The organism is Arthrobacter sp. KBS0703, assembly GCF_002008315.2.
Taxonomy (GTDB): Bacteria; Actinomycetota; Actinomycetes; order Actinomycetales; family Micrococcaceae; genus Arthrobacter.
The window spans coordinates 2,702,767-2,719,444 of sequence record NZ_MVDG02000001.1; the positions used below are offsets into that span (position 1 = coordinate 2,702,767).

Annotated in this window: 13 protein-coding genes and 1 pseudogene; 12 read left to right on the forward strand and 2 right to left on the reverse strand. The window is 65.4% G+C overall.

The window, feature by feature from the left end; genetic code table 11:
* The first annotated feature begins 74 nt into the window (after positions 1-74).
* The 9 genes and pseudogenes from mmsA to B1A87_RS12690 all read left to right on the forward strand — a co-directional run bounded on the left by mmsA (position 75) and on the right by B1A87_RS12690 (position 11,487).
* The gene (gene mmsA, locus B1A87_RS12650; RefSeq protein WP_078030177.1) at positions 75-1,631 is read left to right on the forward strand and encodes a multiple monosaccharide ABC transporter ATP-binding protein; all 1,557 of its coding nucleotides are present in this window, start codon (positions 75-77) and stop codon (positions 1,629-1,631) included.
* 44 nt (positions 1,632-1,675) lie between these two features.
* Positions 1,676-2,953, forward strand: coding sequence for a multiple monosaccharide ABC transporter permease (mmsB, locus tag B1A87_RS12655; RefSeq protein WP_078030178.1), 1,278 nt, complete (start codon positions 1,676-1,678; stop codon positions 2,951-2,953).
* 53 nt (positions 2,954-3,006) lie between these two features.
* The gene (locus B1A87_RS12660; RefSeq protein WP_078030179.1) at positions 3,007-4,107 is read left to right on the forward strand and encodes a sugar-binding protein; all 1,101 of its coding nucleotides are present in this window, start codon (positions 3,007-3,009) and stop codon (positions 4,105-4,107) included.
* 265 nt (positions 4,108-4,372) lie between these two features.
* A pseudogene (locus B1A87_RS12665) lies at positions 4,373-5,829 on the forward strand (ABC transporter permease).
* A gap of 2 nt (positions 5,830-5,831) precedes the next feature.
* Positions 5,832-6,539, forward strand: a complete 708-nt coding sequence (locus B1A87_RS12670; protein ID WP_078030181.1) for an ABC transporter ATP-binding protein — start codon at positions 5,832-5,834, stop codon at positions 6,537-6,539.
* 109 nt (positions 6,540-6,648) lie between these two features.
* Entirely contained in the window at positions 6,649-7,719 is a 1,071-nt protein-coding gene (locus B1A87_RS12675; protein ID WP_078030182.1) for a Gfo/Idh/MocA family protein, read from the forward strand.
* A gap of 131 nt (positions 7,720-7,850) precedes the next feature.
* Entirely contained in the window at positions 7,851-8,930 is a 1,080-nt protein-coding gene (locus B1A87_RS12680; RefSeq protein WP_139362953.1) for a hypothetical protein, read from the forward strand.
* An 88-nt stretch (positions 8,931-9,018) separates the two neighbouring features.
* The gene (locus B1A87_RS24660) at positions 9,019-10,092 is read left to right on the forward strand and encodes a hypothetical protein (protein ID WP_078030184.1); all 1,074 of its coding nucleotides are present in this window, start codon (positions 9,019-9,021) and stop codon (positions 10,090-10,092) included.
* A 198-nt stretch (positions 10,093-10,290) separates the two neighbouring features.
* Positions 10,291-11,487, forward strand: coding sequence for a serine/threonine-protein kinase (locus B1A87_RS12690; protein WP_078030185.1), 1,197 nt, complete (start codon positions 10,291-10,293; stop codon positions 11,485-11,487).
* Between the two features lie 158 nt (positions 11,488-11,645).
* On the opposite strand, the gene B1A87_RS23010 is transcribed toward B1A87_RS12690, so the two are convergent.
* Positions 11,646-11,795 carry a hypothetical protein gene (locus B1A87_RS23010; protein ID WP_185982315.1) on the reverse strand — a complete coding sequence of 50 codons (150 nt, stop codon included), beginning with the start codon at positions 11,793-11,795 and terminating at the stop codon, positions 11,646-11,648.
* Here B1A87_RS23010 and B1A87_RS12695 point away from each other — a divergent pair.
* Both B1A87_RS12695 and B1A87_RS12700 read left to right on the forward strand, forming a co-directional pair.
* The gene (locus B1A87_RS12695) at positions 11,788-11,982 is read left to right on the forward strand and encodes a hypothetical protein (RefSeq protein WP_144275807.1); all 195 of its coding nucleotides are present in this window, start codon (positions 11,788-11,790) and stop codon (positions 11,980-11,982) included. The genes B1A87_RS23010 and B1A87_RS12695 overlap by 8 nt on opposite strands.
* 172 nt (positions 11,983-12,154) lie before the next feature.
* Entirely contained in the window at positions 12,155-12,937 is a 783-nt protein-coding gene (locus B1A87_RS12700; RefSeq protein WP_144275808.1) for an SRPBCC family protein, read from the forward strand.
* A 118-nt stretch (positions 12,938-13,055) separates the two neighbouring features.
* Here B1A87_RS12700 and B1A87_RS12705 read toward each other — a convergent pair whose 3' ends face one another.
* Positions 13,056-15,275 carry an NADP-dependent isocitrate dehydrogenase gene (locus tag B1A87_RS12705; RefSeq protein WP_078030188.1) on the reverse strand — a complete coding sequence of 740 codons (2,220 nt, stop codon included), beginning with the start codon at positions 15,273-15,275 and terminating at the stop codon, positions 13,056-13,058.
* 431 nt (positions 15,276-15,706) lie between these two features.
* Here B1A87_RS12705 and B1A87_RS12710 point away from each other — a divergent pair, with 431 nt between their 5' ends.
* Entirely contained in the window at positions 15,707-16,660 is a 954-nt protein-coding gene (locus B1A87_RS12710; RefSeq protein WP_313902476.1) for a hypothetical protein, read from the forward strand.
* Positions 16,661-16,678: the final 18 nt, after the last annotated feature.

The window sequence follows — 16,678 nt, forward strand, 5'->3', positions numbered from 1 at the left end:
TTTACTTTTTCATCAGACGGCCCTGCGGATTGCAGGGCAGACAACGAAGTCACGCATTGGAGGCGTAAGGGCAAATGACGTCCCTCGACACGCAAAGTGATCCGGTAATCCTCGAGATGCGCTCCATCACCAAGGAGTTCCCCGGCGTTAAAGCATTGGCCGATGTGAACCTCAGGGTGAAAGCCGGCGAGATCCACGCGATCTGCGGGGAGAACGGCGCGGGAAAGTCCACGTTGATGAAGGTGCTCTCGGGCGTCTACCCGTACGGCAGCTACACGGGCGACATCGTGTACCAGGCGGAGGTCCAGCAGTTCAAGGACATCCGCGCCAGCGAGCACGCCGGCATCGTGATCATCCATCAGGAACTCGCGCTGATCCCGGAACTGTCCATCACCGAGAACATCTTCCTGGGCAACGAGCCCGTCAAGCGGGGCGTGATCGACTGGGCCGAGGCCCGGACCCGCACCCGGGAACTGCTCGCCCGCGTGGGTTTGCGGGAGGACCCGGATACCCCCGTGAAGGAAATCGGCGTCGGCAAGCAACAGCTCGTGGAGATCGCCAAGGCGCTGAACAAGTCCGTGAGGCTCCTCATCCTCGATGAACCGACCGCCGCGCTGAATGAATCCGACTCCCAGCACCTGCTGGACCTGATCCTGGGCCTGAAGGGCCGCGGCATCACGTCGATCATCATTTCCCACAAGCTCAACGAGATCGAGCAGATCGCGGATTCCATCACCATCATCCGCGACGGCAAGTCGATCGAGACCCTCGACGTAAAGGCCGACGGCGTTGACGAGGACCGGATCATCAAGGGCATGGTGGGGCGCACGCTGGAGTCCCGCTTCCCGGACCACGAGCCCAAGATCGGGGAGGTGCTGTTCGAGGTAAAGAACTGGACCGTCGGTCACCCGCAGGTGCAGGACCGCCTGGTCTGCAAGGGCTCCAACTTCTTCGTCCGCCGCGGCGAGATCGTAGGCTTTGCCGGGCTCATGGGGGCTGGCCGCACCGAACTGGCACGCTCCGTGTTCGGCCGTTCCTACGGCCGATTCATCAAGGGCAGCATCTACAAGGACGGCAAGGAACTCCACCTCAAGACCGTCAAGCAGGCCATCGATGCCGGCCTCGGCTACGTCACGGAGGACCGGAAGTCCCTTGGCCTGAACCTCTTGGACGACATCAAGACCACCACGGTCTCTGCGGCGCTGCACAAGATCAGCAAGCACTTCGTGGTGGACACCAACAAGGAATTCACGGTGGCCGAGCAGTACCGCAAATCGCTGCGCACCAAGACGCCGTCCGTGGAGGAAGGCGTGGCCAAGCTTTCCGGCGGCAACCAGCAGAAGGTGGTCCTGGCCAAGTGGATGTTCACCGACCCCGACCTGCTGATCCTGGACGAACCGACCCGCGGCATCGACGTCGGCGCCAAGTACGAGATCTACGGCATCATCCAGCAGCTGGCCAACCAGGGGAAGGGCGTCATCGTCATCTCCTCCGAACTCCCTGAGCTGCTCGGCCTCTCCGACCGCATCTACACCATCTTCGAAGGCGCCATCACCGGCGTCGTGGACAAAGACGAAGCCAGCCAGGAAAGCCTCATGAAACTCATGACTTCCGCCCGAAAAACCGCCTGACCCTCTGGAATCCTCCAGAACCTTCCAGAACAAGGACTGACACAATGAACGCGCTCAAGAAGCTCTTTGGCGGCAACACCCGCCAATTCGGCATGATCTTCGCCTTGGTTGCACTGATCGTTTTCTTCCAATTCGCCACCGAGGGCCGCACGCTCACCCCCGGCAACGTCATCAACCTCTTCAACGGCAACTCCTACATCCTGATCCTGGCCATCGGCATGGTGCTGGTCATCATCGCCGGCCATATCGACCTGTCGGTGGGCTCTGTGGCGGCATTCGTCGGCGTCACCGTGGCGCTGGCCATCAGGGACTGGGGAATCCCCTGGTACCTGGGCATCCTGCTCGGACTCGGGCTGGGAGCCCTGATCGGCGCCTGGCAAGGGTTCTGGACGGCCTACGTGGGGATTCCCGCCTTCATCGTGACGCTGGCCGGCATGCTGCTGTTCCGTGGCTTCAACCAGTTCGTCGGCAAGTCCAACACCATCCCGGTCCCGGCCGATTTCCAGTACATCGGCTCGGGCTACCTGCCCGAGGTCGGCCCGAACACGGGGTTCAACAACCTCACCCTGCTGCTCGGCCTGCTGGGCGTCGCGTTCGTGGTCTTCAGCGAACTCCGCGCACGCCGCACCGCCAAGGCGCTTGGCGCCGAGGTCCCCGAGGGCTGGGTGGTCATCACCAAGCTGGTGCTGGTCTGCGGCGCCATCCTGTACGCCACGTACCTCTTCGCCACCGGCCGCCCGGGCACCTCGTTCCCGATCCCCGGCCTCATCCTCGCCGTCCTCGTCCTGATCTACGGCTTCATCTCCGCCAAGACCGTCGTCGGCCGCCACGTCTACGCAGTGGGCGGCAACCGCCACGCCGCTGAGCTCTCCGGCGTCCAGTCCAAGAAGGTCAACTTCCTGGTCATGATGAACATGTCCATCCTGGCCGGCCTCGCCGGCATGATCTTCGTGGGCCGGTCCACGGCCTCCGGCCCGTTCGACGGCGTCGGCTGGGAACTGGACGCCATCGCAGCCGTGTTCATCGGCGGCGCAGCGGTGACCGGGGGGGTGGGCACCGTGATCGGCTCGATCGTCGGCGGCCTGGTGATGGCCGTCCTGAACAACGGCCTCCAGCTCCTCGGTGTCGGCGCGGACCTCACCCAGATCATCAAGGGCCTGGTCCTGCTGATCGCTGTGGCATTCGATGTCTACAACAAGTCCCAGGGCAAGAGGTCCATCATCGGCATGCTGACCCAGGGCTTCAACCGTCCCAGCGGAGGCACGCCGCTCCAGCCGGACGAGGTCACCTCGACCAAAGAAACCATCTCCCGGGAAGCCTGAGCACGCACTGCTCCCGGATGCATTTCCCACCCCTATAGAAAGTGAACCAAGCAATGCGAATGATTGGTAAAGCAGGAAAGGCGGCAGCGATCGCTGCCATTGCGGCACTGGCGCTGACAGCCTGCGGCCGTTCCGACTCCGGTACAACGGGCGGTGGCACTGCGGGCGGCGAGGCGTTCCCCAAGAACTCCTCGATCGGCGTCGCACTCCCGCAGAAGACCTCCGAAAACTGGGTTCTGGCGGAAAAGCTGTTCAACGACGGACTCACCAGCGCCGGCTTCAAAGCGGACGTCCAGTTCGCCAACGGCGGCGTCTCGGAGCAGCAGAACCAGATCAGCGCCATGATCACCAAGGGCGCCAAGGTCATCATCGTGGGAGCCATCGACGGCGCCCAGCTCGGCACCCAGCTCAAGCAGGCCAAGGACGCCGGCGCGACCATCATCGCGTACGACCGTCTTCTCCTGAACACCGAGAACGTGGACTACTACGTGGCCTACGACAACTTCAAGGTCGGCGAGCTGCAGGGCCAGGCACTCCTCGAGGGCATGGCGAAGAAGAAGCCGCAGGGCCCTTACAACATCGAGCTCTTCGCCGGATCTCCTGACGACGCCAACGCGAAGGTCTTCTTCGACGGCGCCATGAAGGTGCTCCAGCCCAAGATCGACGACGGCACCCTCAAGGTCGTTTCAGGCCAGAAGACGTTCGAACAGGCTGTCACCCAGGGCTGGAAGGCAGAGAACGCCCAGCGCCGTGCTGACACGCTGCTGACCGGCAGCTACTCCTCCGCTTCGCTGGACGGCGTGCTGTCCCCGAACGACACCCTGGCCCGTGCAGTCCTGACCTCAGTCAAGGCGGCCGGCAAGCCGCTTCCGGTTGTCACAGGGCAGGACTCCGAGGTTGAGTCCGTCAAGTCCATCATGGCCGGCGAGCAGTACTCCACCATCAACAAGGACACCCGCAAGCTCGTTGAGCACGCGATCGTCATGGTCAAGGACATCCAGGCAGGCAAGAAGCCCGAAATCAACGACGACAAGTCCTACAACAACAAGGTCAAGACCGTTCCGGCCTACCTGCTGGAGCCGGTCATCGTGACCAAGGAAAACGTCAAGACGGCCTACGTGGACGATCCGGTACTCGGACCGATCACCAAGTAACGTCCCAGGCGCTGCATCCAAGGGCCCCGGTTCTCCCGCGAGGGAGGGCCGGGGCTTTTGGCGTCCCCGGCCCTTTCCCCGGCCCCTTCTCCCCGTCCGCCTCCCCGGGCCGGGGCGCCCGTCTGCTGCCGGGCCCCGTCCGCTGCCCGGGCCGGGGGCCCTTCACAGCGCAAACATAGCTTTGGCCGGTTTCCTACACAGCAGCAGGCACCAATGTGGGATCTGAAGCCGGACATTCCGCCGGCACGTGATCCCAAGGAGTGCAGTGAGCGTCCTCGCCCGAAGTGTAGGCAATGCCTTTAGAAACAAGGTCAGAACGGCAGCCGTGGTGGCCGTGCTGGCCGTAGCGATCGGCCTGGCCCTGGCCATGCTCGTGGCCAACCAGGCCGTGGCCGCCAAGGTCCAGGAGCTGAACGCTTCGGTGGGGACCGTCCTGACGGTCAACCCGGCCGGCGGCCAGGGATTCGAAGGCGGCGGCGAGCCGCTGACCGCCTGTCTCTTATACACATCTGGCGGCAACCGCGGCCGGCGTGCCCAACGTGACCGCCGTCGTCGGAACAAAGGCCCTCCGCCTCCGCAACGCCGTCGAAGCTGCCGCGCAGGCGGCGGCCCGCCAGACAGGCGGCCCGGGCGGAGGCCAGGGGGTCCCGGCGGGCAGTCCACCACGACGCTCACCACCAGCCTCACCGCCGCCGTCGACGCCGGAACCCTTGGCAACCGCAACCAGGCCAGCGACAGCACCACCGGCGCAACCGGAACCACGCAGCCGGCGCTGTCTCTTATACACATCTAGATGTGTATAAGAGACAGGAAGTGGACAGCACCGGCAAGGCCCTCGCACTGACGGCGGGCACCGGGCTCGGCGACTACACCGCGGACTCCGCCAAGGCCCTGCTCGGCACGACGCTCGCCGAAAAGAACAACCTCAAGGTCGGCTCCACGTTCACCATCAACAGCAAGACCTTCACCGTGGCCGGCCTGTTTGACGCCGGCACGACCTTCGGCAACAACGCCCTGTACGTCACCCTTCCGGCGGCCCAGACCCTTGCCGCGCTGCCCGGCGAGCTCTCCACCATGATCGTCACGGTCAACAGCATGGAGAACGTCGACTCCACCAAGACCGCGCTCCAGTCCGCGCTCGGCACCGACAAGGCCGATGTCACCCAGGGCCAGCGCAACCTCGAAACCGCCGTCAGCTCGCTGGACAGCGTCAAGAACATCTCCCTCGTTGCCTTCATCGCAGCGCTGGGCACGGCCGGCCTGATCATCCTGCTGATCATGGTCATGCTGGTCCGCGAGCGCCGCCGCGAAATCGGCGTGCTGAAGGCCATCGGGGCACCTAACCGGACCGTTGGCCTGCAGTTCGTGCTCGAGGCGCTGGTTCTGGTGGCGCTCGGCAGCGTCGTCGGCGCGGCGATCGCGTCATTTGCCAGCGGCGGCATCGCCTCCGCACTGGTCAGTTCGAGCACAAGCACGACGACGGCGACCGCCGGCCAGCGCGGCCCCGGCATCGCGGGCGGCGGCTTCGCCGGCGGCATTCCGGGTCAGGGCGGACCCTTCGGCGGCGGTTCGCAACTGCTCACGTCCGTCACGGCAAGCGCGTCCCCCGGCGTCATTGCCGCGGGCATCGTGGCGGTGTTTGGCGTCGCCATCATCGGTGCGCTGGTTCCGGCGCTGCTGACCGCCCGCATCCGTCCCATCGAAGTCCTCCGAGGAGAATAGCCATGATCGAAGTCAAGAACCTCGTCCGCGCCTTCAAGTCCGGCGACCGCACCATCAAGCCCGTCAATGACGTCAGCTTCGAGCTGGAACAGGGCACGCTGGCGTCCATCGTGGGCAAGAGCGGCAGCGGCAAAAGCACGCTGTTGTCCCTCCTGGGCGCGCTGGACAAGCCCACCAGCGGAGACGTCGTCGTCAACGGCGTCAGCCTGGCCGGCATGCCGGACGGCAAGCTGACCGAATACCGGCGCCGGGACATCGGCTTCGTGTTTCAGCAGTTCAACCTGATCCCCAACCTGTCCGCCCTGGATAACGTGATGCTCCCGATGGAGTTCGCCGGGGTCCGGAAGTCCGCGCGGGCCCAGCGGGCGCGCGAGTTGCTTGAGCAGGTGCAGCTGGACCCGGACAAGCACGTGCGGCGCATCAACCGGCTCTCGGGCGGCGAGCAGCAGCGGGTCGCCATTGCCCGGGCGCTGGCCAATGAACCCAAGCTGATCCTGGCCGATGAGCCCACGGGCAACCTGGACGAGCAGACCGGCGAGCACATCATCGAGCTGCTCAATTCGCTCACCCGGGACCACAACACCACCATCCTTGTGGTCACGCATGACCGTTCGCTGGCCAACAAGACGGACCGCCGGTTCAGGCTGCAGCAGGGCAAGTTGACCGAAGAACCTGCACATAACCGCGCTGTGGTGCCGGCGGCGGTGTAATCCACGCCCCGGGAGGTGCGCGCTGCGGGAGGTGTGGGAGGTTCCAACCCTCCTGCGCCTCCCGCCGTAATTTCCCGGTACACGAACAGACGGGTGAGAGGATGGCGAGATGACCTCTCCTATTGCCAAGCCGTGGCTGTTCAGCCAGCAGAATCAGGATCCCCGCGCCGCCACCGGAGCCCCACTGCGGTGGGGCTTCATCGCCACGGGGCGCATCGCGTCGCTGGTAGCCCGGGACCTGGCCCTGCTTGAGGACGCTGATCTTTACGCCGTCAGCTCCCGCGGGCAGCACACGGCCGACGCGTTCGCCGAGGAGTTCGGCTTCACCACGGCGTACGGGGACGACGGCGGGCAGGAAGGTTACGAACGGCTGCTCGCGGACGATTCCGTGGACGTCGTCTACGTGGCCACGCCCCACGCCCAGCACCACCAGATGGTGCTGGCGGCCCTCAGCGCCGGAAAGCACGTCCTCTGCGAGAAGGCCTTTACCATCAATGCCCGGGAGGCGGCCGAACTGGTAGCCGTGGCCCGCGAGAAGAACCTTTTCCTGATGGAAGCCGTATGGAGCCGCTTCCTCCCCAGCATGCAGCGGGCCTTCGAGATCGCCGGATCGGGCGAACTGGGGACCGTGCAGTGGGTCACCGCCGATCTGGGGTTCCCCGCACCGTACTCCCCCACAGCCAGGCTCTGGGCCGTCAAGGACGGCGGCGGGGCACTCCTCGACCTGACTGTCTACCCGCTGCTGTGGGCACTGGGCACGCTGGGATTCCCGCAGGCGGTCAGTGCCATGGGCACGCTCAACGACGACGGCGTCGACGCCCAGAATGCGCTGACCCTCGGCTACCACGACGGCGCCCAGGCGCAACTCACGTCGTCGCTGCTGGCGTACGGCCCGCGTGCTGCCACGGTTGCCGGCAGCCTCGGCTACCTCCAGGCGCTCGGTTCCATCAACAATCCCAAACAGCTCGTGGTCGGAATTGGCCGTGAGCCCCCCCGGACCGAGCACTTCGAGGTTGCCGGCCAGGGCTACACCTACGAACTTCGTGAGGTCACGAGGTGCGTCCAGCAGGGCCTGACAGAGAGCCCGGTCATGCCGCTGGAAGACTCCTTGAACACCATGCGGCTGTTCGACGGCGTCCGCGCGCAGCTTGGCGTCAGTTACCCGAATGATGCCCACTGACGTCCTTCGCTGACCTCGACGGCGCTTTATCGAATCGGAAGATTTAATTCCCCGGGTCTGGACTCTCACTTTGCGGCAGGCTTAGGCTGTAGACGATCGTCGAATTATTCGGTGACTGGGGGGTGTTGAGCATGGCCGATGCACGTTTGCCTTGGGCTGCGTTCCGCCCCCTGCGCCCGGTCCTCCTCGCCGGAGCCGCGGCCTTGGCGTGGCTGGCGTTTTCCGCACCGGCCGCGGACGCCCACAATCCGCACGATGAACCTTCCCTTCTTGGCGGCATTGCGTCGACGGTTTCTTCCGTCGGCAACGGCGCGGGCAAGGCGGTGGGCGACGCCGTGGGGAACGCGGCCGGCGGAGCGCACGTTCCCAATCATTCCGCCGCCGCACCGAATCCGGCACAGGTTCCTGTGCCGTCGCCCATCACCAAGGCGCCCGCCGGTGCGATCGAGCCCGTGAACGCAGTGCCTGTGATGGCTGCGCCTGAAACCGCGCTGGCGCCAATCGTGGCCGAGATTACCGGGCCGGTGGACACACTCCTCAGCGAATTGCCTGCGCCCGCCATCCTCCCTCCGGCCCCCGTGGCTGTGGTGACCGACCCGGTGGTTGCCTTGGCTGACGCAGCGGCTGCGGACATCGCAGGCACCGTTGGTCAACCCGTGACGGACACGCTTCCCGTTGACCTGCCGGTCGAGCCAATTTCAGACCTCCTGGCAGGTGCGCCGCCGCTGATTACTCCGGTGGTCACGCCGATTGCCGGCGTGGTGGAGGTTGTCAATAACGTCGTGCCTGTAGCGGATCGGGCAGCGTCCGCCCCCGGGAGCCCTCCCGCGGCCAGGCCTGACGGCCCGGCTCTTGGCACGGCAACCCCGCCGTTACCATCCGTTTTGGCCGCCACTGGTGCCCGCGGGACGCTGTCGACTCATTCTCAGAGTTCGGGTTCTTCAAGCTCCGGCGACAGCCCTGCGTCCTCCCCCGCCAGCCCTGCAGGCGGCGGGCCAGCAGGAGACGCCACACGAGTTCTCGAAGCCCTGCTTCCGGCTTCGCCTTCGGGCTCTGGCAGCGGGCAATCCTCGGGCGGCCCGGCGGCCTCGGCCGCGTGGCTGTCCAGCCCTTTTGACTACCTTCCTCTCACCGGCATCGTTCCGGTAAGCGGACCCCTTCAGCACGTCCCTTCGCCGGTGGCCATCGACCCCGGCTCTTCTCCTGACTAGTTGGGCCTTTCTGCCTTTCCATGTGCAGAAACACGGCCAATCGGGCTGCCTTGAGCGCCTGACAAACAACTCTTCAGGAGACATCACAATGCATCAGAATCTTCGCAGGGGCCTGCTGGGCACCCTGTTTGCGGGCGGGCTCTTGGCCCTAGGAGCAACCGCAGCAAGCGCGGACACAACCATCAATGGCGCGGTCACCGTCGCGCCTGAATCCGCCACTGCGGACCTCACTGCTTCGGCGTCGTTGGGCCTGCTGGGTGGCTCAACGCCGTCGAATACTTCCCTAACCGGCACCGATGCGACGGCCCTTGTCGACGTGAACCTCGGCAACGCCGCGGGAACCGGCACCACCACGGCACCGGCAACCGCCGCGACCGCCGTCCTCGACGTCAACCTCGGCAACACGACCGGTACCGGCACCACCACGGCACCGGCAACCGCCGCAGCCGCCGCAGCCGCCGTCAACCTGGGCAACACCACCGGTACCGGCACCACCGCCGACGCCGCCGTCGACGTCAACCTCGGCAACACCACCGGAACCGGCACCACCGCCGACGCCCTCGTCGACGTCAACCTCGGCAACACCACCGGAACCGGCACCACGCCGGCAACCGATGCAACCGCCGTCGTGGACGTCAACCTCGGAAACCCGGGTCCTCTGGATGATGCAGGTGCGGCTGCTGAAGGCGCAATCGACCTGGGGCTCGGCACCGGTACGGATTCTTCCGTCAATCTCGGCATCGATCTGGGTGTCGACCTCGGCGCAGGGTCCGTAGTCACCCCTCCCGCTACCGATCCCGGTGATGGAACCGGCACGGATCCCGGTGACGGAACCACCGACGGAACAGGCACGACCGACGGATCAGGCACCACCGACGGATCAGGCACCACCGACGGATCAGGTACCACCGACGGAAGCGGCACCGGCACGGGCACAGACGGCACCGGCAGCGGAACAGACACCGGGGCAGGCTCGGGAATAACGATTCAGCCCGCTGGTTCGATGACAACCGGCGCCTCGGCATCGGCTGCCACCTCGGCCCAGATGGCGGGTGGCAAGCAGTCGCTCGCCAACACCGGCGCGAACCCTGAGCTGTTGCCTTTCGCTTTTCTCCTCCTCGCCATCGGCATGCTGATGGTCCTCCGGAGGAAGATGGCCTAGCCAAGAAGGGATAGCCCGGACTTCCGGTCCGGGCTATCCCCGCGCTCCATGGCCGGCTGTCCGGCTCCGATTGGTCTTTGGACGTTCCGGAGCCAGGCCGCCGGCGCAGCCATGCCCGCCGTGAATCGTCCTGCGGTCCCCCACAGTTGCATGGGCGTATTACCCTTAACCGGAGCCACTGCGGATAAGGACGGCAAAGTGTTGGAAGATTCGCCCCGCGGGGTGGCAGCTGAAGTACTGGGTGGGCGGTACAGGCTCGGAGACGTCATTGGCCGCGGCGGCATGTCCTCGGTCTACACGGCCCGGGACGAGAACCTCGGCAGGGATGTGGCCCTGAAGCTGTTCGCGCCCCAGGCAGCGGACGCCGATGAGCTCAAGCGGCAGGAAGCCGAGATCGAGCTGCTGGCCACGCTGAACCATCCGAGCCTGGTGACGCTGTTCGACGCCGGCATTGACACGCGCATCCCGGACCAGCCACGGCCGTTCCTCACCATGGAACTCGTGGAGGGGCAGGACCTGCGGGGCCGCCTGCGGCACAGCCGGGTCCTCCTCGACGAACTCGCAGTGATCGGCGCCGGAATCGCCGACGCCCTCGCCTACGTCCACGGGCTGGGGATCATCCATCGCGACATCAAACCGGCCAACATCCTCCTCGTTCAGGTCCGGCCCGGGGAACCCCTGCGGCCCAAGCTGACCGACTTCGGAATCGCCCGCATCATCGACGCCACCCGGCTTACCGCAACCGGCACCATGGTGGGCACCGCAGCGTACCTCAGCCCCGAACAGGCCATGGGCTCGCCGCTCTCACCGGCCACGGACATCTACTCGCTGGGCCTCGTGCTCCTGGAATGCATCAAGGGTGCGGTCGAATACCCCGGCGGCGCTGTGGAATCGGCAGTGGCCCGCCTGCACCGCGCGCCGGAAATCCCCGGGGACGTACCGGCGGAGTGGGCGCAGCTCCTGGCCTCCATGACGGCCATCGATCCGGCGGTCAGGCCGACGGCCGCCGATCTGGAGATTGCCCTCCGTCAAGCCTTGGTTTCACCTGAATCAACCCCGGCAGTACTGGCCGAGGAACATACCAAGGTCCTCCCGGCGCTGCCGTCGCGGCGGCCGTCGTCCTTTCTTCCGGTGGGCTATGACACGGCGCAACAGCCGGTCGAGGAACCTGCGACGGCAAGCTTGCACGGCCGCTCGCGCCCCGCCGGCGTGCAGTGGCGCAGCCGTCGCATCCGGATTGCTTCGGCCCTTGTTGCTGCGGCGCTGCTCGGCGGCGTAGCCGCGGTGACGGTCGCCTTAACGTCACCTACAACGCCCGACGTCGTCACGTACCCCACCGTGACCGGAACCTTGGGCGACCACCTCTCGGAGCTGCAGAAGAGCGTGGAGCCGTGATCCTGCTCGCCGGACCACGGCGGCGTCGTGCGCCGGGATCCGCGCGTCGGCCGCTCTGGCGGCCGGCCTCCTCGCCGCGGGGCTCGCCGGGTGCGCCGGGCCCGCCCCGGAACTGGAGGGCAAGACCGCGGCCCAGCTTCAGCAACGCGTCCTCGCCGTCACCAGCGCTGCCGCCGGCAGCGACCCCGCCAATGTCTCTTATACACATCTAGATGTGTATAAGAGACAGGACTGGGGTCAGAGCTCGACGCCGCTGCTGTCGCCGGCCAGGTGTCCTTCCGGCGGCACCAGAGCATCACCGTGGCCATCAACGCCGTGCGTGCAGACCTCACGGCCGCGGCTGCGGCCAAGAAGGCAGCCGCCTCGAAGGCGGCAACACCAGCTCCTGCCCCGGCGACACCGCAGGTTGTCGCGCCGGCACCCGGGAAGTCCGAGCAGGGCAATTCCGGTACCGGCTCCGGCAATGGCAAGGGTTCCGGCAAGGGCAAGGACTAGTTTCAGGGGTATGCGGGCATTCAATCCAAACCCATCACACTTTTTAGTCAGCAAACTTACTTCTTCTCTTCAATTGCCGATCCGTTCCCGATACGTTGGAGATGTTCCACCCGAACACCCAGCAATCAGAACTACGGGCTAACCGCCTGCACGCTGAAGGAGTGAACTACGCATGGCAACTGTTCAGGAATCCATCGACGTCAACGTCCCGGTAGGCCAGGCCTACAACCAATGGACCCAGTTCGAGGACTTCCCACGTTTCATGAGCGGCGTCGACGCCGTCCGCCAACTCGACGACACGACGGTCCATTTCGAGACCAGCATCGGCGGCGTCAAGCGCGAATATGATGCCCAGATCACTGTTCAGGAACCCGATCAGCGCGTGACGTGGGAAAGCCTGAACGAACCCCGTAACGCCGGTACCGTTTGGTTCGAGTCCCTGGGCCCTGACGAAACCAAGGTGAATGTCGAGCTCACGTGGGAGCCGGAATCAGCGATGGAGAAAATCGGCGCCGCCGTTGGCCTCGACTCCCGCCAGGTTGCTTCGGATCTGAAGAAGTTCAAGGAATTCATTGAGAGCCGTGGCTCTGAAACCGGCGCCTGGCGTGAAAGCGTCAACGAAGGCGAAGTGGAAAGCCCGACGGGAGCGGGAGCGGGCGCTACGGGAGCGGGCACCGCAGGAGCGGGCACCGCGGGAGCCGGCGCCGCAGGAGCGGGCATCGGCAACGGATCTGCCGACGACGGCACGGGTTACGCGTCCGGCTCCGGCATGGACGCCGTCCCAGGCCGAACCTACGAATCAGGCGACGCCTACGACGCAGCCGCCACTGAACGGCCGGTCGACGCCGACCCGGATCTCGCCGTCGACGCACCCTACGGGGACACGGAGACAGGTGACCCGCGGACAGAAACCCGGCATGCCGACACGCGCCGCGACGAGACGCCCGACCGCTAACCACCGCATCCGGGCCGGCCAACCAGCCGGGCGGACGGACGGCAATAGACCGAAGCGCCCCGCCACTCGAACGAGTGGCGGGGCGCTTCGTCTTCAAACCCAGGCAAGCTGCCGGAGATCAGCCCAGGCTGGAAACAACCTTGTTGAGCGTTGCCGACGGCCGCATGATGGCTGAGGCCTTTGCGGCGTCGGGCCGGTAGTAGCCCCCGATGTCCACGGGAGAGCCCTGGACCTCCAGCAGCTCGGCAACAATGGCCTCCTCGTTGGACGCCAGTGCCGCGGCCACCTCGGCGAACGACGACGCCAGCTCGGCGTCCTCCGTCTGCTTGGCCAGCTCCTGGGCCCAGTAGAGCGCCAGGTAGTAGTGGCTGCCGCGGTTGTCGAGCTCGCCCACCTTGCGCTTCGGGGACTTGTCCTCCAGCAGGAACGTGCCGGTGGCGCGGTCCAGGGTGTCGGCCAGGACCTGGGCCCGGGCGTTGTCCGTGGTGTTGGCAAGGTGCTCGAAACTGACGGCGAGCGCCAGGAATTCACCCAAGCTGTCCCAGCGGAGGTGGTTTTCCTGCAGCAGCTGCTGGACGTGCTTGGGGGCGGATCCGCCGGCGCCGGTCTCGAAGAGCCCGCCGCCGTTGATCAGCGGAACGATGGACAGCATCTTGGCGCTCGTGCCGAGTTCCAGGATCGGGAACAGGTCCGTCAGGTAGTCGCGGAGCACGTTGCCGGTGACGGAGATGGTGTCCTCGCCCTTGCGGATGCGCTCCAGCGTGAATGCCGTGGCCTTATCCGGGGACATGATTTCGATCTGCAGGCCCTCGGTGTCGTGTTCCTTGAGGTACTCGCGGACCTTTTCGATCAGCTGGGCGTCGTGCGCGCGGTCCTCGTCCAGCCAGAACACAGCGGGCGTCTTCGAGGCGCGGGCGCGGGTGACTGCCAGCTTGACCCAGTCGCGGATCGGCAGGTCCTTGGTCTGGCAGGCACGCCAGATGTCGCCGGGCGCCACTTCGTGTTCGATCAGGACAGCACCGGAGCCGTCCACGATCTGAACCTTGCCGGGCGCCTGGATTTCGAAGGTCTTGTCGTGGCTGCCGTACTCCTCCGCGGCCTGGGCCATGAGGCCGACGTTCGGCACGGTGCCCATGGTGGTGGGATCGAAGGCGCCGTTGGCGCGGCAATCATCGATGACCACCTGGTAGATGCCGGCGTACGAGCTGTCCGGAAGAACCGCCAGGGTGTCGGCTTCCTTGCCGTCCGGGCCCCACATGTGGCCGGAGGTGCGGATCATGGCCGGCATGGAGGCATCCACGATGATGTCGCTGGGTACGTTCAGGCTGGTGATGCCCTTGTCCGAATCGACCATGGCAAGGGCGGGGCCATCTTCCAGGCCCTTCTTGATCGCGGCCTTGACGCCCTCGCGCACGTCCTCGGGAAGGTCGTCCAGGCCGCTCAGAATGGCGGCGAGGCCGTTGTTGGGGCTGATGCCGGCAGCGGCCAGCTGCTTGCCGTAGGTGTCGAACAGTTCGGAGAAGTACGCCTTGACCACGTGGCCGAAGATGATGGGGTCAGAGACCTTCATCATGGTGGCCTTCAGGTGAGCAGAGAAGAGCACGCCCTCGTCCTTCGCCCGGGCAACCTGGGCGGCGAGGAACTCGTCCAGCGCAGCAGCGCGCATCACGGTGCCGTCGATCACTTCGCCGGCGAGGACCGGGAAGGCCTTCTTCAGGACCTTGACGGTGCCGTCTTCGCGGACCAGCTGGATTTCGATGGTGCCGTCAGCGGGGATGACCACGGACTTTTCGTTGGAACGGAAGTCATTAGCGTCCATGTGCGCAACGTTGGTCTTCGAATCCGACGACCAGGCACCCATGGAGTGCGGGTTCTGGCGGGCGTAGTTCTTCACGGACAGCGGCGCGCGCCGGTCCGAGTTGCCCTCGCGCAGGACCGGGTTCACGGCGGAGCCCTTGATCTTGTCGTAGCGGGAGCGGATGACGGTTTCTTCGTCCGACGACGGGTTGTCCGGGTAGTCCGGCAGCTTGTATCCCTGGGCCTGAAGCTCTGCGATGGCCGCCTTCAGCTGCGGCACGGAGGCGCTGATGTTCGGCAGCTTGATGATGTTGGATTCCGGCTTCTTCGCCAGTTCGCCGAGTTCAGCCAGGGCGTCGCTGATCCGCTGCTCGTCAGTGAGGTAGTCGCCGAAGACGGCGATGATGCGGCCGGCCAGGGAAATGTCGCGGGTTTCCACCTGCACACCTGCGGTGGAGGCGAACGCCTCGACGATCGGCAGGAACGAATATGTGGCCAGCATCGGCGCTTCGTCGGTGTGGGTATAGATAATTTTGGCCATGCTCGGGCGTCTCCCTGAAGGTCGGCTTGTATATGGAAATCCGGCTATTTCACCAACCTTTAACTTACCCGAGGAGACCGTTTTGAACCCTACCGGGTCACCCGGACCCGATTCCGTGACCACCCTCCGGGCCATCCGCGGCATCGATCCATTGTCCGAAACCCGGCTGAGCCCTATCTTTAGCTCATGAAGGAAAACCGCTCCGGCGGCTGAACGTACCAGTGAACCCCTCGCGGCGGGGAAATATCTACACAACCCCTACCTGGAATACACACTTGACGTTTCCAACTACAGCGCTTGTCATACCCGGGTAGGTCAATCCGTCACTCGGCTGGCACCACCATCGCCCGCCCTCCACCCCGATAGGTAGGACCGCAATGACGAGTAAAAAGACTCTGGCGACCAGCCTGGCGAGCCTTTCAACTGGTTTGATGCTGGCGCTGTCCGTAGCCGGCGGCGCAACCGCTGCTCCTGCAAAGTCGCAGGATTCCGACCCGCTGCAGGTCACCAGCACCGTAGTTTCCAATTCACCCACGGACCAATACTGGACGCCCGAGCGTATGCGGGCAGCTGTTCCCGGCGATGTGCTGGCTGACAAGGCAGTGGCCCGTCAGATCAACCAAGGCCCGTCCGCCACTGCCGACGTCGCGGAAACAGGCACCAGTACCGAGATCGCGGGCACCACAGCGCAGGTCACGCTGCAGGCGCTGCACGCCAACGTTGCCCCCATCGCCCACATCGGCAAGGTCTTCTTCACCATGGCCGGCGCCAATTACGTCTGCTCGGGCAATTCGGTGATTGCCGACAACAAGAGCACCGTCTCCACTGCCGGCCACTGTGTCAACGAGGGCCCCGGCGCCTTCGCCACCAACTTCGTCTTCGTGCCGGGGTACGTCAACGGTACGGCGCCCTACGGAAAGTGGCCGGCCAGGAAACTCTACGCGCCGTCACAGTGGAGCAAGCTGGGGAACATTCAGTACGACACGGGATTCGCTATCGTCTCCAAGGTCAACGGTGAGAGCCTGTCAGACGTGGTGGGCGCATCCGGCGTCCAGTTCAACCAGGCGCGCGAGATGACCTATATGTCGTTCGGCTACCCGGCAGCGGTCCCCTTCACCGGCCAGACTCTGGTCAGTTGCACGGGCAAGGCCGGCACGGACTCCATCAACCCCCAGTTCAAGACCCAGGGCATCCCGTGTGACATGACCGGCGGTTCCTCAGGCGGGCCGTGGTTCGTCCAGGGCGGCACGGACGCCGACCGCGACTCCAACGGCTTCCAGAACTCCATCAACAGCTACGGCTACGGCACGCAGTCCACCACGATGTTCGGACCGTACTGGGGAAAGACCATAGAGAAGGTTTACCAGAATGCCTCGTCCGCCTGACGGCTCCGGGCCGGCTGA